Source organism: Variovorax sp. E3, from assembly GCF_016082275.1.
Taxonomy (GTDB): Bacteria; Pseudomonadota; Gammaproteobacteria; order Burkholderiales; family Burkholderiaceae_C; genus Variovorax.
In genome coordinates this window covers 1-23,977 of sequence record NZ_MOWM01000023.1, presented here as the reverse complement: position 1 = coordinate 23,977, position 23,977 = coordinate 1, and the positions used below count along the sequence as shown (strand labels likewise).

General features: G+C 68.3%; 27 protein-coding genes and 3 pseudogenes. 14 read left to right on the top strand and 16 right to left on the bottom strand.

Going from position 1 to position 23,977, the window contains the following annotated elements:
• Positions 1–33 precede the first annotated feature (33 nt).
• Positions 34–687, top strand: coding sequence for a GDSL-type esterase/lipase family protein (locus BMG07_RS11145; RefSeq protein ID WP_198084627.1), 654 nt, complete (start codon positions 34–36; stop codon positions 685–687).
• 3 nt (positions 688–690) lie between these two features.
• On the opposite strand, the gene BMG07_RS11140 is transcribed toward BMG07_RS11145, so the two are convergent.
• From BMG07_RS11140 to BMG07_RS11125, 4 genes are all read right to left on the bottom strand, one after another.
• The gene (locus tag BMG07_RS11140; protein WP_198084626.1) at positions 691–1,206 is read right to left on the bottom strand and encodes a class IV adenylate cyclase; all 516 of its coding nucleotides are present in this window, start codon (positions 1,204–1,206) and stop codon (positions 691–693) included.
• 243 nt (positions 1,207–1,449) lie between these two features.
• A complete protein-coding gene (locus BMG07_RS11135; protein ID WP_198084625.1) occupies positions 1,450–1,809 on the bottom strand; it encodes a hypothetical protein in 360 nt (119 codons plus the stop codon).
• Positions 1,806–2,402 carry a cob(I)yrinic acid a,c-diamide adenosyltransferase gene (locus BMG07_RS11130; protein WP_198084624.1) on the bottom strand — a complete coding sequence of 199 codons (597 nt, stop codon included), beginning with the start codon at positions 2,400–2,402 and terminating at the stop codon, positions 1,806–1,808. Before BMG07_RS11130 ends, BMG07_RS11135 begins: the two co-directional genes overlap by 4 nt.
• A 20-nt stretch (positions 2,403–2,422) precedes the next feature.
• Positions 2,423–2,923, bottom strand: a complete 501-nt coding sequence (locus BMG07_RS11125) for a DinB family protein (protein WP_198084623.1) — start codon at positions 2,921–2,923, stop codon at positions 2,423–2,425.
• 76 nt (positions 2,924–2,999) lie between these two features.
• Here BMG07_RS11125 and BMG07_RS11120 point away from each other — a divergent pair, with 76 nt between their 5' ends.
• Positions 3,000–4,424: an FAD-binding oxidoreductase gene (locus BMG07_RS11120; RefSeq protein ID WP_198084622.1), complete on the top strand. Its 1,425-nt coding sequence runs from the start codon at positions 3,000–3,002 to the stop codon at positions 4,422–4,424.
• A gap of 83 nt (positions 4,425–4,507) precedes the next feature.
• On the opposite strand, the gene BMG07_RS11115 is transcribed toward BMG07_RS11120, so the two are convergent.
• The 10 genes from BMG07_RS11115 to BMG07_RS11070 form a co-directional block, all read right to left on the bottom strand.
• Positions 4,508–5,407 carry a CsgG/HfaB family protein gene (locus tag BMG07_RS11115; protein WP_198084621.1) on the bottom strand — a complete coding sequence of 300 codons (900 nt, stop codon included), beginning with the start codon at positions 5,405–5,407 and terminating at the stop codon, positions 4,508–4,510.
• Between the two features lie 114 nt (positions 5,408–5,521).
• The gene (locus BMG07_RS11110) at positions 5,522–6,490 is read right to left on the bottom strand and encodes a ParB/RepB/Spo0J family partition protein (protein WP_198084620.1); all 969 of its coding nucleotides are present in this window, start codon (positions 6,488–6,490) and stop codon (positions 5,522–5,524) included.
• On the bottom strand, positions 6,490–7,035 hold the full coding sequence (locus BMG07_RS11105; protein ID WP_198084619.1) for an alpha/beta hydrolase: 546 nt from the start codon (positions 7,033–7,035) through the stop codon (positions 6,490–6,492). The genes BMG07_RS11110 and BMG07_RS11105 overlap by 1 nt, the downstream gene beginning before the upstream one ends.
• A 19-nt stretch (positions 7,036–7,054) precedes the next feature.
• Complete coding sequence (locus BMG07_RS11100; protein ID WP_198084618.1) at positions 7,055–7,993, bottom strand: ParA family protein; 939 nt, start codon at positions 7,991–7,993, stop codon at positions 7,055–7,057.
• A gap of 18 nt (positions 7,994–8,011) precedes the next feature.
• Positions 8,012–8,626 (bottom strand): LysE family transporter, encoded by a 615-nt coding sequence (locus BMG07_RS11095; protein WP_198084617.1) that lies wholly within the window; start codon positions 8,624–8,626, stop codon positions 8,012–8,014.
• A 128-nt stretch (positions 8,627–8,754) separates the two neighbouring features.
• The gene (gene rsmG, locus BMG07_RS11090; RefSeq protein WP_198084616.1) at positions 8,755–9,396 is read right to left on the bottom strand and encodes a 16S rRNA (guanine(527)-N(7))-methyltransferase RsmG; all 642 of its coding nucleotides are present in this window, start codon (positions 9,394–9,396) and stop codon (positions 8,755–8,757) included.
• A complete protein-coding gene (mnmG, locus tag BMG07_RS11085) occupies positions 9,393–11,339 on the bottom strand; it encodes a tRNA uridine-5-carboxymethylaminomethyl(34) synthesis enzyme MnmG (protein ID WP_198084615.1) in 1,947 nt (648 codons plus the stop codon). The genes rsmG and mnmG overlap by 4 nt, the downstream gene beginning before the upstream one ends.
• A gap of 176 nt (positions 11,340–11,515) precedes the next feature.
• Positions 11,516–12,403 (bottom strand): transglutaminase family protein, encoded by an 888-nt coding sequence (locus BMG07_RS11080; RefSeq protein WP_198084614.1) that lies wholly within the window; start codon positions 12,401–12,403, stop codon positions 11,516–11,518.
• A 12-nt stretch (positions 12,404–12,415) separates the two neighbouring features.
• Positions 12,416–12,562 (bottom strand): hypothetical protein, encoded by a 147-nt coding sequence (locus BMG07_RS11075; protein ID WP_198084613.1) that lies wholly within the window; start codon positions 12,560–12,562, stop codon positions 12,416–12,418.
• Positions 12,563–12,564: 2 nt separating this feature from the next.
• Positions 12,565–12,750, bottom strand: a complete 186-nt coding sequence (locus tag BMG07_RS11070; RefSeq protein WP_013538518.1) for a DUF1328 family protein — start codon at positions 12,748–12,750, stop codon at positions 12,565–12,567.
• Between the two features lie 195 nt (positions 12,751–12,945).
• On the opposite strand from BMG07_RS11070, the pseudogene gstA reads away from it, so the two are divergent.
• From gstA to BMG07_RS11030, 9 genes and pseudogenes are all read left to right on the top strand, one after another.
• Positions 12,946–13,553, top strand: a pseudogene (gstA, locus tag BMG07_RS11065) (glutathione transferase GstA).
• Between the two features lie 157 nt (positions 13,554–13,710).
• On the top strand, positions 13,711–14,496 hold the full coding sequence (locus BMG07_RS11060; protein WP_198084612.1) for an enoyl-CoA hydratase/isomerase family protein: 786 nt from the start codon (positions 13,711–13,713) through the stop codon (positions 14,494–14,496).
• Positions 14,493–15,682: pseudogene (locus BMG07_RS11055) on the top strand (acyclic terpene utilization AtuA family protein). Before BMG07_RS11060 ends, BMG07_RS11055 begins: the two are co-directional and overlap by 4 nt.
• The gene (locus BMG07_RS44800; protein ID WP_374221262.1) at positions 15,664–16,308 is read left to right on the top strand and encodes a hypothetical protein; all 645 of its coding nucleotides are present in this window, start codon (positions 15,664–15,666) and stop codon (positions 16,306–16,308) included. The pseudogene BMG07_RS11055 and the gene BMG07_RS44800 overlap by 19 nt, the downstream one beginning before the upstream one ends.
• 85 nt (positions 16,309–16,393) lie before the next feature.
• A pseudogene (locus BMG07_RS11050) lies at positions 16,394–17,496 on the top strand (alkene reductase).
• Between the two features lie 103 nt (positions 17,497–17,599).
• The gene (locus BMG07_RS11045) at positions 17,600–18,070 is read left to right on the top strand and encodes a DUF2007 domain-containing protein (RefSeq protein WP_198084611.1); all 471 of its coding nucleotides are present in this window, start codon (positions 17,600–17,602) and stop codon (positions 18,068–18,070) included.
• A 29-nt stretch (positions 18,071–18,099) separates the two neighbouring features.
• The gene (locus BMG07_RS11040) at positions 18,100–18,588 is read left to right on the top strand and encodes a RidA family protein (RefSeq protein WP_198084610.1); all 489 of its coding nucleotides are present in this window, start codon (positions 18,100–18,102) and stop codon (positions 18,586–18,588) included.
• Positions 18,585–19,046 (top strand): N-acetyltransferase, encoded by a 462-nt coding sequence (locus BMG07_RS11035; RefSeq protein ID WP_198084609.1) that lies wholly within the window; start codon positions 18,585–18,587, stop codon positions 19,044–19,046. Before BMG07_RS11040 ends, BMG07_RS11035 begins: the two co-directional genes overlap by 4 nt.
• A gap of 8 nt (positions 19,047–19,054) precedes the next feature.
• Complete coding sequence (locus BMG07_RS11030) at positions 19,055–19,804, top strand: VOC family protein (protein WP_198084608.1); 750 nt, start codon at positions 19,055–19,057, stop codon at positions 19,802–19,804.
• 16 nt (positions 19,805–19,820) lie between these two features.
• On the opposite strand, the gene BMG07_RS11025 is transcribed toward BMG07_RS11030, so the two are convergent.
• Together BMG07_RS11025 and BMG07_RS11020 are read right to left on the bottom strand one after the other, a co-directional pair.
• The gene (locus tag BMG07_RS11025; protein WP_198084607.1) at positions 19,821–21,212 is read right to left on the bottom strand and encodes a sensor histidine kinase; all 1,392 of its coding nucleotides are present in this window, start codon (positions 21,210–21,212) and stop codon (positions 19,821–19,823) included.
• Between the two features lie 7 nt (positions 21,213–21,219).
• Entirely contained in the window at positions 21,220–21,909 is a 690-nt protein-coding gene (locus tag BMG07_RS11020; RefSeq protein WP_198084606.1) for a response regulator transcription factor, read from the bottom strand.
• Positions 21,910–22,045: 136 nt separating this feature from the next.
• On the opposite strand from BMG07_RS11020, the gene BMG07_RS11015 reads away from it, so the two are divergent.
• The 3 genes from BMG07_RS11015 to BMG07_RS11005 all read left to right on the top strand — a co-directional run.
• Entirely contained in the window at positions 22,046–22,906 is an 861-nt protein-coding gene (locus BMG07_RS11015; protein WP_198084605.1) for a carboxylesterase, read from the top strand.
• Positions 22,907–22,940: 34 nt separating this feature from the next.
• Positions 22,941–23,243 carry an acyl carrier protein gene (locus BMG07_RS11010; RefSeq protein ID WP_198084604.1) on the top strand — a complete coding sequence of 101 codons (303 nt, stop codon included), beginning with the start codon at positions 22,941–22,943 and terminating at the stop codon, positions 23,241–23,243.
• The coding region (locus BMG07_RS11005; RefSeq protein WP_269758850.1) for a beta-ketoacyl synthase N-terminal-like domain-containing protein at positions 23,240–23,977 on the top strand (738 nt) is incomplete at its 3' end. The genes BMG07_RS11010 and BMG07_RS11005, both read left to right, overlap by 4 nt.

Sequence of the window (23,977 nt, the reverse complement as noted above, 5' to 3'; positions counted from 1 at the left end):
CCGCTGCGTTTAAGCTGCGCGCCACACACGAACATGAAGCGACGTCACCTCTTTCATCTGCTGGCCGGCGTGCCCGCCGTGCCCGTCTTGGCCGTGCTGGCGGCCTGCGGCAAGCGCAAGGCCTCCGCCGCCGCGCTGAAGCCCGGCGCCCGCGTGCTGGCGCTCGGCGACAGCCTGACGCACGGCTACGGCGCGCCGCCCGATGCGGCGTGGCCCGTGAAACTGGGCGAGCTCACGGGCTGGCGGGTGGACAACGCGGGCATCAACGGCGACACCTCGGCCGGGGCGCTGGAGCGCCTGCCGTCGTTGCTGGGCGCGGGCGCTTCTTCCTACGACGCGATCCTGATCGGCATCGGCGGCAACGACATGCTGCGCGGCGTGCCGGCCTCGGCCACGCGCGACAACCTCGCGGCGCTGATCAACCAGGCGCGCGCGCACACGCCGTATGTCGCGGTGCTGGCCACGCCCGCGCCCGACGCCATGCGCGCGTTCGTCGGCTCGCTCAGCGATGCGCCGTTCTATGAAGAGGTGGCGAAGTCAGGGCAGGCGCTGCTGATCGCGAATGTGTATTCGAGCGTGCTGTCGGACGCGTCGCTGCGCTCCGACCGCATCCATGCCAACACGCAGGGCTACGCGAAGATCGCGCAGCAGCTTGCGGACCAGCTCAAGGCCGCGGGCTGGCGCTGACGCTCAGGCGTTGAGCAGGTCGACGTAGGCGCCCTGCACGAGCTGCTCGGTGCCGACGCCGAGTTGCGCCATGAGGGCATGCGCTTCGGCAATGCCGGCATCGGCGGTCTCGCCCTCTGTCAGCACCACTTCGAGCTCGAGGAATTCACCGAGGCCTTCGACGCGGTCGAGGTGCACGCGCGTGCGCCCGACCAGGAACAGCCGGCGCTGCTTGCGCACGCGGCCGGCCTGGCCCCAGGCAAGCGTGAGCGATTCGCGCAGTGCGTCGGGCGTGGCGCAAGGGGTGATGAGATAGAACGACTCTTTCGGGCCGCTGCTGTTGGCGCGGCGGTAGAAGATCAGCTCGGCGCGGTCGGGCGCGAAGGTGCGCAGCTTGAGGCGATCGGCGCTGTCGCTGCAACGGAAGAAGGTGTCGTCCTGTGCGATCTCTGCGGGGCCTTCGCTGGCCAGCGTCGCGGCGATGCGCGCGATGCGGTCTACGCTGTCGATGCGGGCTTTGATCTCGATGTTTCTTGCCATGTCCGTGGGTCTTGTTTGCGTGTCTTTGTTCGGGGCGCTGTTGTTCAGGGCATGTGCACAGGACACCGGGTATCTCCCTCCGCGAATGTCCCCCGGGGCTCCGCCCCTCCTCCTTTATTTCGCTGCGGGAGACACCCGATGCCCTATGCCCTTGGGCAAGCTGCTGGTGTGCGGCTGATCAACCAGTGCTCTGAAAACGCTCACGCTGGCGGCGTGAGCGCACCCCGAACGAAACGAACGACATCAGGGCGCAGCGCCCTGCGGCCCCACGGGCGGCGGCGCTGCACGACCGCTGGACCCCGGCGAAAGCTTGCGACCGAACGCCTCGCCCACGTTCCGCACCGGCCGGCTGGCTTTCTCCGACACGTTGTTGACCCCGCGTCGCGTGGCTGCGTCGGCGCGGTCGATGCCCCGGCCGGCGGCGTTGGTGCCGCGCTGCACGCTGCCCACCACCTTGCCGCTGCGGGCGGGCTGCTTGAGCGTGTGGGCGCGTTGGGCCTTGGGCGGGTTGTCGGCGCTCTGGGCCTGGGCCGCGATGGGCAGGCAGAACGCGGCGGCCATCGCCACCGCGAGCGACGTGCCGAGGATGTTCGTGAATTTCATGGGGCCTCCTTGTTGTCCGCTTCTTCTGCTGCGGCAGCTGCGCGCGCCATGCGCTCGCTCTTCCAGTAGACGTCGTCGCCGCCGTTCATGCGGTTGAGCACGCGCGCCAGCACGAAGAGCAGGTCGCTGAGCCGGTTGAGGTACTGGCGCAGCGCGTCGTTGAGTTCGGCCGTGGCGCCAAGGGCGACCACCGCGCGCTCGGCCCTGCGCGCCACCGTGCGGCACACATGCGCGAGCGAGGCCGCGCGCGTGCCGGCCGGCAGGATGAACTCGGCCAGGCGCGGCAACGCGGCGTTGTGCTCGGCCAGGGCGTTGTCGAGCTGCAGCAGCGCATCGGCCTTCAGCAACGTGAAACCCGGCATCGACAGTTCGCCGCCGAGGTTGAACAGCTGGTGCTGCACGTCGACCAGCAGCTCGCGCACGGGCTCGGGCATGGGCTCGCAGAGCAGCACGCCGATCTGCGAGTTGAGTTCGTCCACGTCGCCCATCGCGTGCACGCGCAGGTGGTCCTTGGGCACGCGGGTGTTGTCGCCGAGGCCGGTGGTGCCGTCGTCGCCGGTGCGGGTGGCAATCTGGGAAAGTCGGTTGCCCATGGAAGGCTCCTGTCGTTGGTCTACCGGCCGACGGTCGATGCGTCGATCTTGCCGGCCAGCCATTGCAGACCTGCAAGATGCTGCTGGTCGTGGCTGCAAAGGTAGTGAATGAGGCTGCGCATGGTCAGCGGGCCGTAGCCCTCGAACACCGCGGTGCGGGCCAGCTGCGCGTCGCTCAGGCTGGAGACGATCTCCATGGTCTGGATGCGCGCCATGCGGAAGTCTGCCAGCACCTGGGCCGCGTCGGCCTCGCCGTAGTTGCGCTCGATGGCCAGCGGTTCGCTGTCGATCGAGGCCAGCGTCGGGTGCGTCTCCTGCAGCGTGCGGCGAAAGCGCACGTGGTAGCCCTCGGTCTCGATGTCGCGCACATGGCACAACTGCTCGATGGCGGTGAATGCCTCGCTGGGCACGCCCTCCCACGAGGGCGGCGCCCAGTGCCTGAAAGCCGTGGGAATGGCCGCGTAATGGGCCTCCAGTTGCGCCGGAAAGGCCGCGAGTGCGCTGAGGGTCGTGGGGTTCATGTTTTTTCCGAAGCGCATTATGGTGCTCGCTCCGTAAAATGACCGATCCCCCTCACCCCATGCAGGAGACGCCCCGATGAACGCCCCGACCCAAACCTCGCACCTGATGCCGGAGCTTCATCTGCGCGATGTCCCCGCCGCGCTGATCGACGGGCTGAAGGCCCGCTTCGGCGCCAACTGTTCCACGGCCATGGCGGTGCGCACGCAGCACGGGCGCGACGAGTCGTCGTTCGATGCGCCGCCCCCCTCCGCCGTGGTGTTCGCCGAGAGCACGCAGGACGTGGCCGACGCGGTCAGGCTGGCCAGCGAGCACAGCGTGCCGGTCATTCCCTTCGGCGTGGGCTCCTCGCTCGAAGGCCACCTGCTGGCGGTGCAAGGCGGCATCAGCATCGACGTGTCGCGCATGAACAAGGTGCTGTCGATCAACGCCGACGACCTCACGGTCACGGTGCAGCCCGGCGTCACGCGCAAGCAGCTCAACGAAGAGATCAAGAGCACGGGCCTGTTCTTCCCCATCGACCCGGGCGCCGACGCCTCCATCGGCGGCATGACGGCCACGCGCGCCAGCGGCACGAACGCCGTGCGCTACGGCACCATGCGCGAGAACGTGCTGGCGCTCGAAGTGGTCACGGCCTCGGGCGACGTCATTCGCACGGGCACGCGCGCGAAGAAGTCGTCGGCCGGCTACGACCTCACGCGCCTCATGGTGGGCAGCGAAGGCACGCTGGGCGTGGTCACCGAGGTCACGCTGCGCATCTACCCGCTGCCCGAGGCGGTGTCGGCCGCCATCTGCTCGTTCCCGAGCATCGAGGCCGCCGTGCGCACCACCATCGAGACCATCCAGCTGGGCGTGCCGATCGCGCGCGTGGAGCTGATCGACGTCAACACCGTGCGCATGGTCAACGCCTACGCCAAGCTCGGCCTGCGCGAAGAGCCGATGCTGCTGATGGAATTCCACGGCTCGCCCGCCGGTGTGAAGGAGCAGGCCGAGACGGTGCAGGAGCTGGCCAGCGGCCACGGCGGCAATGCCTTCGAATGGGCCAGCACGCCCGAGGAACGCACGCGCCTGTGGACCGCGCGGCACAACAGCTATTTCGCGGCCGTGCAGTCGCGCCCGGGCTGCCGCGTGATTTCCACCGACACCTGCGTGCCGATCTCGCGCCTGGCCGACTGCCTGCTCGACTCGGTGGCCGAGGCCGATGCCAGCGGCATCCCCTACTTCCTGGTCGGCCACGTGGGCGACGGCAACTTCCACTTCGGCTACCTGCTCGACCCGAACATCCCCGAAGAGCGCGTGAAGGCCGAGGCGCTGAACCACGCGCTCGTGAGCCGCGCGCTGGCGCTGGAAGGCACCTGCACCGGCGAGCACGGCGTGGGGCTGCACAAGATGGACTTCCTGGTGACCGAAGCCGGCGTGGGCGCGATCGACATGATGCGCACCATCAAGCGCGCGCTCGACCCGAAGAACATCATGAACCCCGGGAAGATCTTCAGCCTCTGATCGACGGGCGCGCTGCCCGCGCCATGAAAAAGCCCGGCGGCTCGCAAGAGCCCCGGGCTTTTTCATGGCCGAACGGCGATCGCTCAGTTGGTGCGGCGGCGCGTGGGCGCGGGCTTCTCCGCCGGCACGTAGGTCTGCGACGGTGCGGCACCGCCGTCGACGCCCAGCCGGCCGCCGCCGCCCAGGCCCTGGCCGCGCACCGTCTGCGCCTTGTAGTTGCGCAGCGAGCGGACCATCTGGTTGAAGGCGTCCATGAATGCGGCCGCAATCACCTTGCCTTGGGCCGTGTTGGTGTAGCCGCCGATGTTGCCGCCCGCGCTGCGGCCGGCCAGCGCGCCGAAGGCGCCGAAATCGGTCTTGGAGGCGCTGCCTTCCGAGGCCGCGACCTGCACGCCCGAACGGTTGTCGATGAGGGTCAGCAGCGCGCTGGCTTCCTTGGTCTGCATGCTGCCGCCGAGCTGCGCGAGCGCACGGCCACGGCCGCCACCCACGAGGCCGCCGAGCGCGCCGCCGATGCCGCCGGCATCGCTGTTGCTGAACACGATTTCGGGCGACAGGCCGTAGTCGGAGGCGACCATCTGGCCGCGGCCGAAGTTGCTGCCGCCGCGCATTTCGCCCGACTGCTGCAGCGCGCGTTCGCGCGTCATGGCGTTCATGCCGGCCGCGCCGCGCTCCACCACGATGAAGCAGTTCGATTGCTGCACCAGCAGGCGCAGCAGGTTGGCCGTGGGCGGCAGGCGGTATTCGCCGGTGAGGATGGTGTACCAGCCCGCGCTCTGGTTCTCGATCAGCGAGACGGTGCCCAGCGGCGACTCGCAACGCTCGAGCTGGCTGCTGGCGTTGTCGGTGGCACCGCCGGCCGCGCTGCCCGTGGCCATGGTCTTGGCCGACTGGCTGCCCATCTGCATGTCGGTGGCGGCACAGCCGGTAAGAAGAAGTGCGCCGACGGCCACGGCCGCGAGCGGGAACCTGGTGAACTGCATGGATGGACTCCCTCGGTTGTCAGAGATCTGGGGTGGAAAAAACCAGCGGTCGAGGATACGCGCAAAGGATTGCAGGAATCAATCAAACGAACGCCAGCCCCCCGGTTCACAACCCTAGGCCGTTCGGCGGATGCGCTCGATCAATCCGTTGAGGGCCTCGATGGAGCCGAAGTGAATGGCCAGCTCGCCGCTCTCCTCGATGCGGCCGCCGCGCTTGCTGCGCTTCTTGATGCGCACCTCGACCTCGGCCGTGAGCAGGTCGGCCAGTTCTTCTTCCACGCGCTGCAGGTCGCGCGACTTCTCGCCGTCGTTGCCGCGGCGCGAAGGCGTGAGCGTGAACTCGGCCGCGAGCTTCTTCACCAGCGCCTCGGCCTCGCGCACCGACATCTTCTTGGCGGCGATCTGGTTGGCCGCCGTGATCTGCGTGCCCCGGTCCAGCGACAGCAGCGCGCGGGCATGGCCCATGTCGATGTCGCCGGCCATCAGCATCTGCTGCGCGGGCTCGGCCAGGTTCAGCAGGCGCAGCAGGTTGCTGGCGGCGCTGCGCGAACGGCCCACGGCCTGCGCGGCCTGCTCGTGCGTGAGGCCGAATTCTGTAACTAAACGTTGCAGGCCTTGGGCTTCTTCCAGCGGATTGAGGTCTTCGCGCTGGATGTTCTCGATGAGCGACATTGCCGCCGCAGCCTCGTTGGGCACGTCGCGCACCAGCACCGGCACGCTGTCCAGGCCCGCGAGCCTGGCGGCGCGAAAGCGTCGCTCGCCCGCGATGATTTCGAACTCGGCGTTCTTGGCCGCGGCCGATTCGGCGTCGAGCCGGCGCACCAGGATCGGCTGCATGATGCCCTGCACCTTGATGCTCTCGGCCAGCTCGTACAGCGCGCCTTCGTCCATGCGCGTGCGCGGCTGGTAGACGCCGGCGACCATCTGGTCGAGCATCAGCGTGTTCGGGTTCTGCGGCGCGCCGCCCTCTTCCGAACCGCTGTTGCCGCCACCGATGCCGTTGTTGTCGGCGGAAGGCGCGGCCGTCGGGCCGAGCAGCGCTTCGAGGCCGCGGCCCAGGCCCTTGGGTTTCTTGGTCGCCATCAGTTCTTTTCTTTCGAGATTTCGTTCAGTAGTTGCCGGCCTTCGGGCCAGTCGCCCAGGCCGGATTCGGCATTCAGGTGGCCGCGCGCGCCGGCGTCGACGAAGCGCGCGCCCCAGTCGCCGGCCAGCTGGCGCGAGCGCGAGGCTTCGCAGTACGGGTCGTCGTTGGCGGCGATCAGTACCGCCGGGAACGGCAGCGGCTGGCGCACGATGGGCGCCCAGCCGGGAATCTGCTGGCGCAGGTCGTCGCGCTCCAGGTCGCCGGGGCCGACCAGCAGTGCGCCGCGCACCTTGTGCGTGTTGCGCGAGTGCGCGGCCCAGGCGGCCACGAGGATGCAGCCGAGGCTGTGCGCCGCAAGGACGACGGGGCCGGGCGACGCCAGCACTTCTTCCTCGAGCCGGGCGGACCAGTCGCCGCGACGCGGGCGCATCCACTCGTGCTGCTCGACGCGGTGATCACCGTAGACCGATTCCCAGCGGGTCTGCCAATGGCCGGGGCCGCTGTTCTGCCAACCGGGCAGCAGCAGGATGCGAGGCGCTGTCATGGGATGGGGCGGCCTCGCCTCAGGCGTTGTTTTCGCTGGGGGAATCGGATGTGGATGCGGACGCGGCGGCCGGTGCAGCGGCCGGCGCCATCACGTCGTCCGGAATCGGCAGGTCCGGCGCGATGCGCTCGACCGGCGCGATCGGCGGCGCCACCGCACCCGAGGCGAACGCGCTCGCGGGCGGCATCTTCTCGATCAGCTCCTGGGCAAAGGCAATGAAGGCCTGGCTGCCGCGCGCGGCCGGGTCGAACACCACGCCGGGCAGGCCGTAGCTGGGTGCCTCGGCCAGCCGCACATTGCGCGGGATCACAGTGTCGAACACCTTGTCGCCGAAGTGGGACTTGAGCTGCTCGCTCACCTGCTGCTGCAGCGTGATGCGCGGATCGAACATCACGCGCAGCAGGCCGATGATCTGCAGGTTCTTGTTGAGGTTGGCGTGCACCTGCTTGATGGTGTTGACCAGGTCGGTCAGCCCTTCGAGCGCGAAGTACTCGCACTGCATCGGCACGATCACGCCGTGGGCGGCACACAGGCCGTTGAGCGTGAGCAGGCTCAGGCTGGGCGGGCAGTCGATCAGCACGAAGTCGTACTCGGCGCCCACCGCGGCCAGGGCCGTGCGCAGGCGCTTTTCGCGGCGGTCGAGCGCCACCATTTCGACCTCGGCGCCGGCCAGTTCGCGGTTGGCGCCCAGCACGTCGTAGCCGCAACCGCCCTCCACCAGCTTGTCGGCCTTGACCCGCGCCTCGGCCACCGAGGCCGATTCGAGCAGCACGTCGTACACCGTCAGCTCGAGCTGGCGCTTGTCGATGCCCGAGCCCATGGTCGCGTTGCCCTGGGGATCAAGGTCGATCATCAGCACACGCTGGCCAACCTTGGCCAGGCCGGCCGCGAGATTGACGGTGGTGGTGGTCTTGCCGACGCCGCCCTTTTGGTTGGCAATGCAGAAAATCTTGGCCATGTCGTCAGTACCGGAGGGTCAGCGGGAAATCGCGAGCTTGATGCCGAAGGCGATCAGGAAGGTGCCGGCGAGCTTTTCGAGGGTGCTCGAAATGCGGGGATTGGCACGGATGCGCTCGGCCAGGAAGTGCGTGAGCAGCGTCGAGGTCAGGCCGTACAGGAAGGTCAGCGCGGCAATCGTGACCGCCATCGCGCCGAAAGTGACCAGGCCCTGGTGACGGGCGGGGTCCACGAACAGCGGGAAGAAGGCCATGTAGAACACGATCGCCTTGGGGTTCAGCAGGGTGATGGTGAAGGCCTGGCGCAGGAAGTGGCTGGGCTTGATGTTCAGGATGGGCGCCGAGCCGGGCTTGGCCAGCAGCATCTTGAGGCCCAGCCAGCCCAGGTACACGGCACCGAGCCACTGCACCGCCTTGAATGCGGCCGGGTAGGCAGCCAGCACGGCCGACACGCCCGCCACCGCTGCCCACATCAGGCACTGGTCGCCAAGGATCACGCCGGTGGTCGCTGCCAGTCCGCCACGGATTCCGCCTTTGCTGGTCGAGGTGATCAGCGCCAGGTTGCCCGGACCGGGAATCAAAAGGAAGAGGACGATGGCGGCGACGAATGCGCCGTAGTCAGCGATGCCGAACATGGGTTTTGCCTCGAAAAAGCGAGCCGGGAGAGAGAGACCAGAGGGAGGCATCGAGTCTAAGCGAGCACGACGCCGTGAAGACCGTTCCGGCGCCGGCTTTTGCCGGGGTCGCCGTCTCTTTCGCGTATTTACGCGGTCTCTTTGCGCGCCCAGACGATGCAGCGCTCAGCATCCAGGCCCGGAACCGTCAGTTGTTCCACGTGAAACACTGCAACGCCGGCAGGCAAGGCGGCGAGTTCGTCGGTCGGTAGCTTGCCCTTCATGGCCAGCCAGACACCGCCCGGTGCGAGCAGATTCATCGAGCCGTTGAAGAAATCAGGCAGCGAGGCGAAGGCACGCGAGCTGATGACTTCGTAGCTGCCGGCCAGGGATTCGACCCGGGCGTGCAGCCCGCGAAGGTTCGGCAGCTCCAGTTCGGCGGCCACTTGCTGCACGAATGCAGCCTTCTTGGCGACCGCGTCCAGGCAACTCACCTCGATGTCGGGTCGCATGATGGCGATCACCACACCGGGCAAACCACCGCCCGAGCCCACGTCGAGCAGCTTGCCCTTCCCTGCCCACTCGCGCTGCAACGGTGCGACGGCCGCCAGGCTGTCGAGCAAGTGGTGCGTCAGCACGCTGGCCGGATCCCGCAGGGCCGTGAGGTTGTAGACCTTGTTCCACTTGAGCATCAGCGTGCCGTAGGCCAGCAGCTGTTCGCCTTGGGCGTCGGACAGGGCAACGCCCATGGCGGCTGCGCCTGCGCGCAGCGTGTCGATCGGCGCCGTCATTCGGCAGATGCTTCCGTGGTCGCAGCGTCGCGGGCGAAGGCCTTGTGGCCGCCCTTGCGCAGGTGAATCATCAACAGCGAGATGGCAGCCGGCGTGACGCCGGAGATGCGCGAGGCCAGGCCCAGCGTTTCCGGACGGTGCTTGTCCAGCTTCTGGCGGACTTCAAAACTCAGCGCCTTGACCTGCCCGTAGTCGAAATCAGCCGGGAGCTTCAGGTTCTCGAAGTGCGCCGCACGCTCGACTTCGTCGTGCTGGCGTTCGATGTACCCCGAGTACTTGGCCGAGATCTCGATCTGCTCGACCTCGGTTTCGCTGAGCGCAGCGGGTGCGCCGTACTTGCCACCGTCCAGCGACATCAGCGTTTCGTAGTTCACGTCGGGCCGGCGCAGCAGGTCGGCCAGGTTGTATTCGTGGTCGATGGCCTTGCCCAGCACCCGCTCCGACTCCGAAGCAGGCAGGTTGCGCGGGTTCACCCAGATCGACTTGAGTCGCTCTGTTTCACGTGAAACATTGTCACGCTTGCGGCTGAATGCATCCCAGCGCGCGTCGTCCACCAGGCCCAGCTTGCGCCCTGCTTCGGTCAGGCGCATGTCGGCGTTGTCCTCCCGCAGTTGCAGGCGAAACTCCGCGCGGCTGGTGAACATGCGGTACGGCTCGGTCACGCCCTTGGTGATCAGGTCGTCGACCAGCACACCCAGGTAGGCTTCATCGCGGCGCGGCAGCCAGGCGTCTTCGCCCCGGCACTGCAGCGCGGCGTTGATGCCGGCGAACAGGCCTTGGGCCGCCGCCTCTTCGTAGCCGGTCGTGCCGTTGATCTGTCCTGCAAAGAACAAGCCCTTGACCGAGCGGGTCTCGAAGCTGCTCTTGAGTTCACGCGGGTCGAAGTAGTCGTACTCGATGGCGTAGCCCGGACGCAGGATGTGCGCGTTCTCCAGGCCCGGCATCGACCGCACCAGCTGGTACTGGATGTCGAACGGCAGGCTGGTCGAGATCCCGTTCGGGTAGTACTCGTTGGTCGTCAGGCCTTCGGGCTCGAGAAAGATCTGGTGGCTTTCCTTGTCGGCAAAGCGGTTGATCTTGTCTTCGACGCTCGGGCAATAGCGCGGGCCCACGCCGTCGATCTTGCCGGTGAACATCGGGCTGCGGTCGAAGCCCGAACGAATGATGTCGTGCGTGCGCGCGTTGGTGTGGGTGATCCAGCAGGCCATCTGCTTCGGATGCATGTCCGTGCGGCCCATGAAGCTGAACACCGGCATCGGCCCTGCCCCACCGGGCATGCCGTCGCCGGGTTGCTCGGTGCACTTCGAAAAGTCGATGCTGCGACCGTCGAGCCGCGGCGGCGTGCCGGTCTTCAGGCGGCCTTGCGGCAGCTTGAGTTCCTTCAGGCGTGCCGACAGGCTGACGGCCGGCGGGTCGCCCGCGCGGCCGGCCTGGTAGTTGTCGAGGCCGACGTGGATGCGTCCGTCCAGAAAAGTCCCCGCCGTGAGCACCACGGTGCGCGCGCGAAAGGCAATGCCCACCTGCGTGACGGCGCCGACCACGCGGTCGCCCTCCACCATCAGGTCGTCGACCGCTTGCTGGAACAGGCTCAGGTTCGGCTGGTTTTCCAGGCGATGGCGAATGGCCGCCTTGTACAAGACACGGTCGGCCTGCGCGCGCGTGGCACGCACGGCCGGGCCCTTGCTCGAATTGAGAATGCGAAACTGGATGCCGGCCTCGTCGGTGGCAATGGCCATCGCGCCGCCCAGCGCGTCGACCTCTTTCACGAGGTGGCCCTTGCCGATACCGCCGATCGACGGGTTGCAGCTCATCTGCCCCAGCGTCTCGATGTTGTGGGAGAGCAGCAGCGTCTTGGCGCCCATGCGCGCGGCGGCGAGCGCGGCTTCGGTGCCGGCATGGCCACCGCCGACGACGATCACGTCGAATTCTTCGGGGTACAGCATTTGAAAATGGGGGCGCACAACTGACGCGTGCGCGGCGCAAAAGGGGGCACCAATTTTAATCGCCGGTGCCCGTCTGCGCCCATTGTGTGGACAAGCTAGAGGGCCATGCCAATTCGCCCGCCAAGGCCCGCCGCTTCTTCAAAGTTTGCTATATATTTAATAGCAACCAACCCACGTCAGCCCGTCACTTCCGCCACTTGCACCACCGGCACGGGCTTCTCGATGCCCACCAGTTCACCCGTGGGCGGCGGCGCCTTCGACGGCTGCAGGCTTTCGTCCTGCAGTTCGCGGACCATGAGCTTCTTGTCGGTCATGCGCACGTTGCCGAAGATCGTGCAGAAGGCCACGTCCTTCGCGTCGCGCCCGGTGCCCACGCGCACCAGCCGGTCGACCGGCGCCATGCGCGTGGCGTCGAACAGCACCCACTGGCCGCCGAGCCAGGCTTCGAACACGGCATGGAAGTCTTGCGGCGGCTCGTCGAACCACACGTAGCCCACCACCAGCCGCGCCGGGATGTTGAGCGCGCGGCAGAAGGTGATGCCCAGGTGCGCGAAGTCGCGGCACACGCCGGCACGTTCCACGAACACTTCGCGCGCGGTGGTGGTCGAGTCGCTGCTGCCCGGCTCGTAGGCAATGCTTTCGTGGATCCAGTCGACGATCGCCTGCACGCGGCCGATGCCCGGCGGCAGGTCGCCGAACAGCTGCTGCGCGCAACGCGACATCAGGTCCGACTCGCAGTAGCGTGTCGGCATCATGTAATGCAGCACTTCGTCGGGCACCTCGCTCACGGACACCTCGCGCAGGTCGGGCGGCACCAGCAGGTGCGCGCGCTGCACCGTGGCCTTGTAGCTGATCGTGAGCGGGCCCGGCGCCGCATCGAAGCGGATGAAGCGGTTGCCGCTCGACTCGTCGCAGAACACCTGCATCGCCGTCGGCGGCTCGATGCTCAGCGCCTCGCTGACCACGGCCTGCGCGCCCGAGCGCGCCGCCTCGATGTTGAGCAGCAGGTGGGCCGGCCCGGCCACCTCGTAGTCGAGCCGCGCGTCGATGTGGGAGATGTGCATGGGTTTTCCGGATCAGGTGCGTCGTCGACGCGAGCGGTGTTCGGGCAACTGCCAGTGCGCCTGCGTCACCAGCAGCACCCGCAACACGCGATGCGCCGGACTCTGCAGCAGCCAGCCCAGCGGCCGCGCCCGCAGCCACCGGGGTTTGTCACGCGGCATCGTCAGTCCAGCGCTTTCTTGACAGCACCCACGCCCAGGGCGGCCAGCACCACGAACAGCACCGCCAGCACCAGGAACAGGCCGAACAGCAACTTGGCGATGCCCGCCGCGCCGGCGGCCACGCCACCGAAGCCCAGCAGGCCGGCCACCAGCGAGATGACGGCAAAGATGATCGCGTACTTCAACATTCGAGACTCCTTCGTCGGCGGACCCCTGCCCACCGTGCGACGCAGCTTAGAAACGGCCGCGCGGGCGCCCGATAGTCGCCCCGCGCATGCGCCGTAGGACAAAAACGCGATGCCGCCAAACCCGCTAGCATGCGCAGCGGTCTCCCAGAAAAATCACATCTGGCCACCTCGCCAAATCCACTGGAGTTATTTCGAATGAAGCTGTACTACTCGCCCGGCGCCTGCTCGCTCTCCCCCCACATCGCCATGCACGAAGCCGGCCTGGCCTTCGAACCCGTGCTGGCCAGCACCAAGAGCCACAAGCTGCAAGACGGCACCGACTACTACGGCATCAACCCGCTGGGCTATGTGCCGATGCTCGAACTCGACGACGGCACCCGCCTGCGCGAAGGCCCGGCCATCCTGCAATACATCGCCGACCTGGTCCCCACCAAGAACCTGGCACCGGCCGCCGGCACCATGCCGCGCTACCGCCTGCAGGAGTGGCTGACCTTCATCGGCACCGAAATCCACAAGGGCTTCAGCCCGCTGTTCAACCCGGCCATGCCCGAAGAAGCCAAGACCATCGCCAAGGACAAGCTGGCGTCGCGCTTCAAGTGGCTCGACAGCGAACTGGCCGGCAAGCAGTACCTGATGGGCGACACCTTCAGCGTGGCCGACGGCTACCTGTTCACCGTCACCAACTGGAGCAAGCGACTGGCGTCGACATCTCCGGCTACCCCAACGTGCAATCCTGGCACGCACGCGTCGGCGCCCGCCCCGCGGTTCAGGAAGCAATGAAGGCTGAAGGCCTGCTGAAGTAAGACGAAGCAAGCAGAAGTCTTCAAAAGACCGAAACAGGCCGGGCACCCTTCAGGGAAAACCCGGCCCGTTTCAGCCACAAGCCGCATGCCGCGGCTTTTTTTTCGGGTCACGCTACGGGCAGAACTTCAGAAGGCTGAAGACGAAGGAACCCGCGCCATGCCCGACACCCCTCCCCCCACCAGCGAACTGCGCGAAGAAATGCGCGGGCCCGTCATGTGGCTCACCATCGACCGCGAAGAGCGCCGCAATGCCATCAGCGCCGCCGTGCTCGCCGGCCTGGGCGATGCGCTCGCCCGCGCCAACAACGACCCCGCCGTGCGCGCCGTGGTCATCACCGGCGCCGGCACGCGCGCCTTCTGCGCGGGCGCCGATTTGCAGAGCGGCACCGCCTTCAAGTTCGACTACGCGGCGCCCTACCAGGGCTTCGCCAACCTGTTCCGCCAGGCCCGCCAGTCGACCGTGCCGCTGATCGCGCGCGTCAACGGCGCCTGCATGGCGGGCGGCATGGGGATCATGGCGATGTGCGACATGGCCGTGGCCGGCAGCCAGGCCGTGTTCGGGCTGCCCGAGGTGAAGGTCGGCCTCTTTCCCGCGCAGGTCTTGAGCGTGCTCGGCGGCCTGCTGCCGCGCCGCGTGCTGGCCGAGATGTGCATCACCGGCGAACCCATCACCGCCGCGCAGGCGCTCGAACTCAGGCTCGTGAACCGCGTGAGCGACGACGTCGACGAAAGCGTCGACTGGCTGCTCGGCCGCATGCTCGACAAGTCGCCTGCCGCCATCCGCCGCGGTCTCTACACGATGAAGAAGATCGAGGCCATGGCCTTCGAGGAGTCGATGGCCTTCACCGAAAGCCAGATCGGCCTCTTCGCGCTGACCGAAGACGCGGCCGAAGGGCAGCTCGCCTTCCGCGAGAAACGCAAGCCACAGTGGAGCGGCCGATGAGCAGCAACAGCAGTGAACGTGTGGTCCGCATCGGCGGCGCCTCCGGCTTCTGGGGCGACAGCAGCGTGGGTGCGCCGCAGCTCGTGCAAAGCGGGCAGATCGACTACCTCGTGTTCGACTACCTCGCCGAACTCACGATGTCGATCCTTGCGGCGCGCGGCTCAAGAAGCCCGAGCTGGGCTATGCGACCGACTTCGTTTCCATCGCGATGAAGGCCGTGCTGAAAGACGTCGTGCAACAAGGCATCCGCGTCGTGAGCAACGCGGGCGGCGTGAACCCGCAAGGCTGCGCCGACGCACTGGCCGCGCTCGCCGCCGAGCAAGGCATTGCACTCAAGATCGCCGTGGTGAGCGGCGACGACGTGTCCGCCCTGCTCCCGGCGCTGCGCCAGTCGCAGCCGCCCGTGCGCGAGCTTCAGAGCGGCGCCGCACTGCCCGAGCGCGTGCTCACCGCGAATGCCTACCTCGGCGCGCGGCCCATACAAGCCGCGCTCGACGCGGGCGCGCAAGTCGTCATCACGGGTCGCTGCGTCGACTCGGCCGTCACGCTCGGCGTGCTCATGCACGAATTCGAATGGCAGGCCGACGACTTCGACCTGCTCGCTGCCGGCAGCCTCGCGGGCCACATCATCGAATGCGGCTGCCAGGCCACCGGCGGCCTGCACACCGACTGGGACACCGTGCCCGACTGGCCGAACATCGGCTACCCCATCGTCGAATGCAGCGCCGACGGCAGCTTCGTCGTGACCAAGCCCGCGGGCACCGGCGGCAAGCTCGTGCCCGCCGTGGTGGGCGAGCAGATGCTCTATGAAATCGGCGACCCGGCCGCCTACCTGCTGCCCGACGTCACGGCCGACTTCACGCAGGTGCGCATCGAGCAGGCGGGCGAACACCGCGTGCGCGTGCACGGCGCGCGCGGCCATGCGCCGACCGCGAGCTACAAGGTCAGCGCGACCTATGTCGACGGCTTCAAGACGGCGGCGCAGCTCACCATCGTGGGCTTCGACGCGGTGGCCAAGGCCAGGCGCACGGGCGAAGCGATCCTTGCGCGCACCGCCGCGCTGTTCGCGCAGCAAGGCTTCGGCCCCTACAGCGCGACGCAGCTCGAAGTGCTGGGCGCGGAGTCCTGCTACGGACCGCATGCACAAGCCCTTCAACGCGCGAGGCGGTGTTGCGCCTGGCCGTGACGCACCCGCGCAAGGACGCGCTGGAGCTGTCCGCGCGCGAGGTGGCACCGGCCGGCACCTCGTGGGCGCCAGGCACCACGGGCGCGGGCGGCGGCCGCGCGTCGGTGTCGCCTTCGATACGGCAGTACGCCTTCCTGCTGGACAAGTCGCGGGTGGAGGCTTGCGTGACTGTCGACGGACAAGCCGTCGACCTTCCTCGCGCCGAAGCGCATGCGGTGACGGCCCTGCGCATCTCTTCACCTGCCAGAGCCACGCAAACAGATACGGCAGCGCAGGGCACGGACACCGTCGAGGTCCCGCTGATTCACCTGGCCTGGGCCCGCAGCGGCGACAAGGGCGACACCTCGAACATCGGCGTCATCGCGCGCCACCCCGCCCTGCTGCCGCTGCTGCGCGAACAGCTCACCGAGGCGCGCGTGGCCGAGTGGCTCGCGCACCTCGTCAAGGGCCGCGTCACGCGCTACGACGTGCCGGGCATCGATGCCTTCAATTTCGTCTGCGAGCAGGCGCTGGGCGGCGGCGGCATGGCGTCGCTGCGCAACGACCCGCTGGGCAAGGGCATGGGGCAGATCCTGCTGGCCATGCCGGTGCGCGCAAGCCCTGCATTGCTGGCGCTGCTCCCCTAGCATCAATCCGGACAACCGTGTGGCAGCAGGGTTGAGGCCGGGGCCTTAGCCTTGCGCCTGTTTCAACTCTGCTTCCGATTGCACGATGTCCACCCTATTCGACCCCGTCCAGGCCGGCGACCTGAAGCTCGCCAACCGCATCGTGATGGCGCCGCTGACGCGCAATCGCTCGCCCAACGCCATTCCGCCCGACATCGCCGCCACCTACTACGCCCAGCGCGCCAGTGCCGGCCTGCTGATCACCGAAGCCACCGCCATCAGCCACCAGGGCCAGGGCTACGCCGACGTGCCCGGCCTGTACGGCACCGAGCAGCTCGACGCCTGGAAGCGCGTGACCGACGCCGTGCACGCCAAGGGCGGCAAGATCGTGGTGCAGCTGTGGCACGTGGGCCGCGTCTCGCACACCGAACTGCAACCCGATGGCGGCAAGCCCGTGGCCCCCTCGGCCATCACCGCCAAGACCAAGACCGTGCTCATCAAGGACGGCGTGCCGACCTTCGTCGAGACCTCCGAGCCGCGCGCGCTCGACGCCGGTGAACTGCCCGGCATCGTGCACGCCTATGCAGTGGCCGCGCGCAGCGCGGTCGAAACCGCCGGCTTCGACGGCGTGGAAGTGCACGGCGCCAACGGCTACCTGCTCGACCAGTTCCTGAAGGACGGCAGCAACAAGCGCACCGACGACTACGGCGGCTCCATCGAGAACCGCGCCCGCCTGCTGCTGGAAGCCACGCGCGCCGTGGTCGACGCCATCGGCGGCGGCAAGACCGGCATCCGCCTGTCGCCCGTCACGCCCGCCAACGACGTGCACGACAGCAACCCGCAGCCGCTGTTCACCTACGTGGTGAAGCAACTCGCGCAACTCGACCTGGCCTACATCCACATCATCGAAGGCGCCACCGGCGGCCCGCGTGAAATCGAGGACCGCCCCTTCGACTACGAAGCCCTGAGGCCGCGTACCGCGAAGCCGGCGGCAAGGGCGCATGGATGGTCAACAACGGCTACGACAGGCCGCTGGCCGAAGAAGCGCTGAAGGAAGGCGACGACCTCGTGGCCTTCGGCAAGCCCTTCATCTCGAACCCCGACCTCGTGCGCCGCCTGCGCGACAACGCACCGCTGAACGAGCTCGACAAGGCCACCATGTACGGCGGCGGCGCCAAGGGCTACACGGACTATCCGGCACTGGCCTGAGTCTGGTCCCACGGCCTACGCGCGGCAAGGCGCGTGGGCCGATTTGCCTGCGCGGCCGCGAGCCCGTACGCTCGGCCCTCATCCGATACGGGAAGGAGACCGCATGGCAATGGACAACAACGGCAACGACGAAGCCTCGGCACTGGCCGCGCGCCTCGCGATGCTGAGCGACGAAGAACTGGTGCGCCGCTGCGCATCGGGCACATTCACCGAGCAGGCCCACGGCATCGCCGCGGCCGAATTGCGCGGGCGCGGCATCACCGCGCCGTCGCCACGGCCCGAGCCATCCGAAGCACCCCGCGACCCCGCGCCCTACCAGGGCGACATGGTCACCGTCGCGCGCCGCTTCACCCCCACCGATGCGCAGATGCTCTGCGGCTGCCTCGAGGCCGCGGGCATTCCCGCCACCGTGGCCGACGCGGAGCTGGTGCAGACCAACATGCTGTGGAGCATCGCGCTGGGCGGTGCCAGCCTGCGCGTGCCGCAGGCCTTCGTCGAAGAGGCCAACGAGGTCATCGCCGCATTCGAGCGCGGCGAGTTCGCGATCGACGAAGACTTCGATCCCAACGCCTGAGCCCTTCCTTTCACCCCCATCGTTCCCGCATGGCCCACCACATCGAACACGAGCTCGCCGCGCTCGGCCTCGTGCTGCCGCCCGCCGTCACGCCACCACCGGGCGTCGTGCTGCCCTTCGCCTTCGTGCGCGTGGTTGACCGGCGCGCGTTGATCTCGGGCCACGGCCCGCTCAACGCCGACGGCACCATTGCCGCGCCGCTCGGCAAGCTGGGCCGTGAAGTCACGGTCGAGCAAGGCTATGCCGCGGCGCGGCTCACCGCGCTTGCGATGCTCGGCAGCCTGCGGCGCGCGCTCGGCGACCTGGACCGCATCACCGCGTGGACGCGCGTGTTCGGCATGGTGGCTTCGGCGCCCGGCTTCGACCGGCAACCGGCCGTGATCAACGGCTTCTCCCACCTCATCCTCGAACTCTTCGGGCCCGACATCGGCGCGCATTCGCGCAGCGCCGTGGGCATGGCCGAGCTGCCGTTCAACATCCCGGTCGAGATCGAAGGCGAGGTGGAGTTCGACGCATGAGCGGCACGCCCTGGACCTTGCGGCGCGCCGATGCAGCCGACGCCGCCGCCATCGCCGAATGCGCCGTGGAAGCCTTTCGCCACTACATTCCGCGCCTGGGCCTCACGCCGCTGCCGATGACCAAGGACTACGGCGCGGCCATCGCCAGTGCGCAGGTCTGGGTCGCGACACGGCAGGCGCAAACCGTTGCCGCGCTGGTGCTCGACACCACCGACGAAGGCTTCCTGATCGACGTGATCGCGGTGCGGCCACGGCACCAGGGCACGGGCGTGGGCCGCGCCCTGCTCGAGCTGGCCGAGCACGAAGCGCTGCGGCAAGGCCACGATTCGATCTACCTTTTCACCAACGAGAAGATGACCGAGAACCGCGCGCTCTACGAGCGCATCGGGTACGTCGAATACAAGCGCCTCGTGCTCGCGCAACGCACCCGCGTGTTCCTGCGCAAGCCACTGAAATGAGCCTTCCGATGCAGCTCCAACGCATTCATCACGTCGCCATCATCTGCGCCGACTACGCGGTGTCGAAGCGCTTCTACACCGAGGTGCTGGGCCTGCGCATCGTTGCCGAAAACTACCGCGCCGCGCGCGATTCATACAAGCTCGACCTCGCGCTGCCCGACGGTTCGCAGGTCGAGTTGTTCTCGTTTCCCGATGCGCCCGCGCGCCCCACGCGACCCGAGGCGCAAGGCCTTCGGCACCTGTCCTTCGAGGTGCACGACGTGCAGGCGGCCGCCGACGAACTCGGCGCGCAAGGCATTGCGGTGGAGCCGCTGCGCACCGACGAATACACGGGCCGCCACTTCACGTTCTTCGCCGACCCCGACGGCCTGCCGCTCGAACTCTACGAAGCCGCGCCGGCCGAAGACCTCGACGCGCTGCTGCTGAAACTCGAAGGCGCACTGCATCTGCGCGAGGTGCGCGCGAGCGCCGCGCGACTCGAGGAACTGCTCGACGACGACTTCCATGAGCTCGGCGTTTCAGGCACCGTGTGGACGCGGCCCGCGATCATCGAGGCGTTGCGCGAAGAAGCTTTCTCGCAGCGGACGATGACCGACTTTCGCGTGCTGCGCATGGCGCCTGACGTGGCACTCGTCACCTACCACGTGCACCGCGAAGCCATTCCCGAAAGGCCGGGCGCGCAGTCGCTGCGCAGCTCGCTGTGGCGTTGTCGCGCAGGCCGCTGGCGCATGGCGTTCCACCAAGGCACGCCGCTGTGAACGCGCGGCAGCAGATTCAGGCGACTTCGCCGAAGGCCACGCTCACGCGCAGGCCCGTGGGCTCGGCGGCTTCGAGCCGCAACTCGGCGCCCAGCAGCTCCGCATAGCGCGACACGATCGACAGGCCCAGGCCCGAGCCCTGCCCCAGCTTCTCGCCGGCGGGCCCTTGCGACCAGCGCTGCATCAGGTCGCGCTGCGCTTCGAGCGGAATACCCGGGCCGTCGTCGATCACGCTCAGCGTGCGGCCCGCCAGTTCGACCGTGATGGTGTGCCCGCCGTAGCGCAGCGCGTTGTCGATCAGGTTGTCGAGGATGCCCTCCACCAGCGCTTCGTTCGCATGCACGACCACGCCGTCGTCGAGGCCGCGCGCACCCAGGTCGACGCCGCGCGCATCGGCGCGCGCCAGGTGGCGCAGCACCGTCTGCTCGGCCAGCACATCGAGGCGCACGGGCACGCGCTTGAGTTCGGTGCGCGCCTCTTCGGCCAGCGCCAGCGCCAGCAGCTGGTCGATCAGGTGGCTCGCGCGCCCCTGCCGCTCGGACACGCGCACGAGCTGCTCGCGCCACACGCTGGTGTCGTGCTGCGCCAGCCCGTACTCGGCCAGCGCGCGAATGCCGGCCAGCGGCGTGCGCAGCTCATGCGCCACGTTGCCCACGAACTCGCGCTGCGCCTGCACGCTCTGGCCCAGCCGCTCGAACAGCGAATTGACCGCATCGCCCAGCCGCTGCAGCTCGCGCGAGGTCTGCGCCACCGCCACCGGCGAGAGGTCGTGCACGTCGCGCCGGTCGAGCGCGCGCTGCAGGTCCGCGAGCGGACGCAGGTCGCTGCGAATGCCGTACCAGAGCCAGATCGCGAGCAGCACCAGCAGCAGGATCTGCGGCGCCAGTGCATAGCCGAGCAGTTGCCGCACCAGCGCGGTCCGGCTCAGCGTGGTCTGCGCGATGATCACGCGGTAGGGCATGCTGAGGTCGGGCTCGGCGTCATGCTCGAGCACCACCGCGCGCAGCACGCTGCCTTCGTAGTTGACGTCGGAAAAGCGGTAGCGCGAACCATCCACCGGCAGCGACGCATGCAGGCCCGCCTGGCCCGAAATGAGCGTGCCGTCGAGCCGCTGCACCGCGAAGTACACCTTGTCGACCTGGTCGAACAGCACCGTGGCCACTTCGCGCGGCGTCAGCAGCAGCTCGATGCCGCGCTCGCCGGCCTGCACGTTGGCCGACAGCGCATAGGCGTCGTCGAGCATGCCGCGGTCGAAGGCCTGCTCGGAGAAGTAGTTGGCAATGACCAGCGCGATGACGGCGCCGACCATCCACGTGAGCGCCAGCGGCACCAGCACGTTGCGCAGCACGCGCCGCGTGAGCGAAGGCGCGCGCTGCGGGGCCGGTTGTTCGGTCGACTCGCGGGTCACGCGCGGATCACGCCTCGGCTTCGAGCAGGTAGCCGATGCCGCGCAAGGTGCGGATGCTCGCGCCGGTACCCTGCAGCTTCTTGCGCAGGCGCGAGATGAAGGCCTCGAGTGCGTTGTCGCCGAGCGATTCGTCGAAGCTGGAGAGCTTGTCGGACAGCGCACGCTTGCTCACCGTGCGCCCCGGCGGGCTCATGAGCTCCCACAGCACCTCGAACTCGCGCGCCGGCAGGTCGAGCGGGCCGCCCGTGGTGGAGAAGCGGCGCGCCTTGCGGTCGAGCTTGAGCTGGCCCAGCACCACGATGTCTTCGGTGCCCTTGGCGCGGCGCACCAGCGCACGCAGGCGGGCTTCGACCTCTGCCAGGTCGAAGGGCTTGCCCAGGTAGTCGTCGGCGCCGGCATCCAGGCCTGCAATGCGCTCCTCGGTGCGCCCGCGCGCGGTCAGCACCAGCACCGGCGTGCGGTCGCCGCGCGCGCGCGCCTGTCGCAACGCGGTGAGGCCGCTGGCCAGGCCGCTGGTCGGGCTGGCGGTGGCGGGCAGGTTGAGGTCGAGCAGCACGGCATCGAAAGGTTGCACGCGCCACAGGTGGTCGGCATCTTCGACATTGGTCGACACGTCGACCCGGTGACCCGCGTCCGCAAGGCTGCGGACCATGACATCGCGCAGAACGGCGTCATCTTCGACAAGCAGAATTCGCATGGTGTTTGAGTGGTTGGGGTAATCTGCCCTTACGAATGACGGGTCAGCAGCCGGTCAGTCGCTCCAGCGATAAACGCAACATGAGCATACGACAGCAATATGAAACAAGGGCCATTTTCATGGCCGGCGCGACACGATGAGTGCGCGCGAACCCTCCGATCTGTTGAGCGTGGTGCCTCACGAGGTGCAGCGCACCGCCGTGGTCCTGCTGCATGGTTTGTGCAGCACGCCTGACGAGTTGCTGACCGTGCAGTCGGCGCTGCGCAGCCGCGGCTACTCGGTGCACCCGACGACGATCGAGGGTTACTCGTTCGATGCCAGCGCGCCCCTGCAGCGCGCCGCGCCCTTCGAACGCTGGATCGATGCCATCCAGGCCCAGGTCAAGGCGCTGCGCGCGCAGCACGACCGCGTGATGCTGATCGGCATCTCGGCCGGCTCGTCGCTCGCACTGGGCGCGGCCATCCGCTGCGGCAGCGACGTCGACGCGCTGGTGCTCATGTCGACCACGCTGCGCTTCGACGGCTGGGCCATTCCGCGCACGCAGTTCCTGCTGCCGCTGGCCTTCTACACGCCGCTGGGGCGCCTCTGGCAATACCGCGAACGCCCGCCCTACGGCGTGAAGAACGAACGCGTGCGCGCCTGGATCGAGCGCGAGCTGCGCCACCGCAAGGTCTCGCGCGCGGGCAGCTCGGTGATCGGCGTGGGCCATCTGCGCGAGCACGACCGGCTCATCCGCCATGTGCGCCGCAACCTCAACAGCGTGCAATGCGACAACGTGCTCGCGCTGCATGCCCAGCAGGACGAGGTGGCCAGCGTGGCCAACCTCGACATCCTGGCGCGCGGCCTGCGTTGCCGCGCCTTCCGCACGGTGGTGGTCGCGAACAGCTACCACATGATCACAATCGATAACGACCGTCAACAGGTGGTGCGTGAAACAGTGTCCTTTGCCGACGCGGTGGCTCATGGCACGATGCCCGAACATCCGCTGTACGCCTGACCTGCCCCTCCACGCCTGAAAGGAAAGCATTCCCATGTCTTCTTCCGACTCCACTTCCCCCACCTTCAACAGCATCGCGACGATCCTGGAGACCGACTTCCGCGTCGAGCGCTCGGCCATCTCGCCCGACACCGCGCTGTCCGACCTCGGTCTCGATTCACTCGCGCTGATGGAATTCGTCTTCGCCGTCGAAGACGCCTTCCACCTGCGCATTCCCGAAGACCGCCTCGACCCGCGCGAAGCCGGCATCACGCTGCAGCGCCTGTGCGAAGTGATCGACACGGAAAGCAGCGGCGCCGCGGCCAAGCCCGCGCAAGCCGTCGCAGCCCACGCATGAGCAGCGGAGCCGCCCACGCCGTGCTCGCCGCTTCCGCAGCGCGCGCCGCCTCCGCTCCCGTGCGCGTGAGCGGCCTCGGTTTCGTCACGCCCATCGGCCGCACCGTCGAAGCCTTCGACGAGGCCCTGTTCGCCGGCCGCTCGGCCGTGCGCGCGCAAACGCTCGAGATCAAGGGCATGGACCCGATGCAGCTGGCCGTTGCCGCCTGCGACTTCGATTCGAACGGCGTGCGCAGCACCTCCCGCCTGCCGCTGGACCGCGGCACCGCCATGGCACTGGCCGCCGCGCAGGACGCCGCCGCCGAAGCCAGGATCGACCTGCAGACCATCGACCGCGACCGCCTGGGCATCTTCTGGGGCTGCGGCCTGGCGGGCGCCGGCACCTTCGACAACACCACCAGCGCGCTCTACGGCGAACAGCGCCGCATGCGCCCGACCACCGTGCTCACGGTCATGCCCAACGCCGCCGTGGCGGAGCTGGCGCTGCACTTCGGCGCGCGCGGCTCGGCCATTGCCTACGCCTGTGCCTGCGCCTCCTCGGCCGTGGCCATCGGCGAAGCCATGCGCGCCATTCGCGGCGGCTGGATCGACGTGGCCATCGTCGGCGGCCACGACGCCATGCTCACGCCCGGCGTGATGGCCAGCTGGCACGCCATGCGCGTGATGGCGCCGCCGCCGGCCGACGCGCCCTCTTCGGCCTGCCGCCCGTTCTCGGGCGACCGCGCGGGCTTTGCC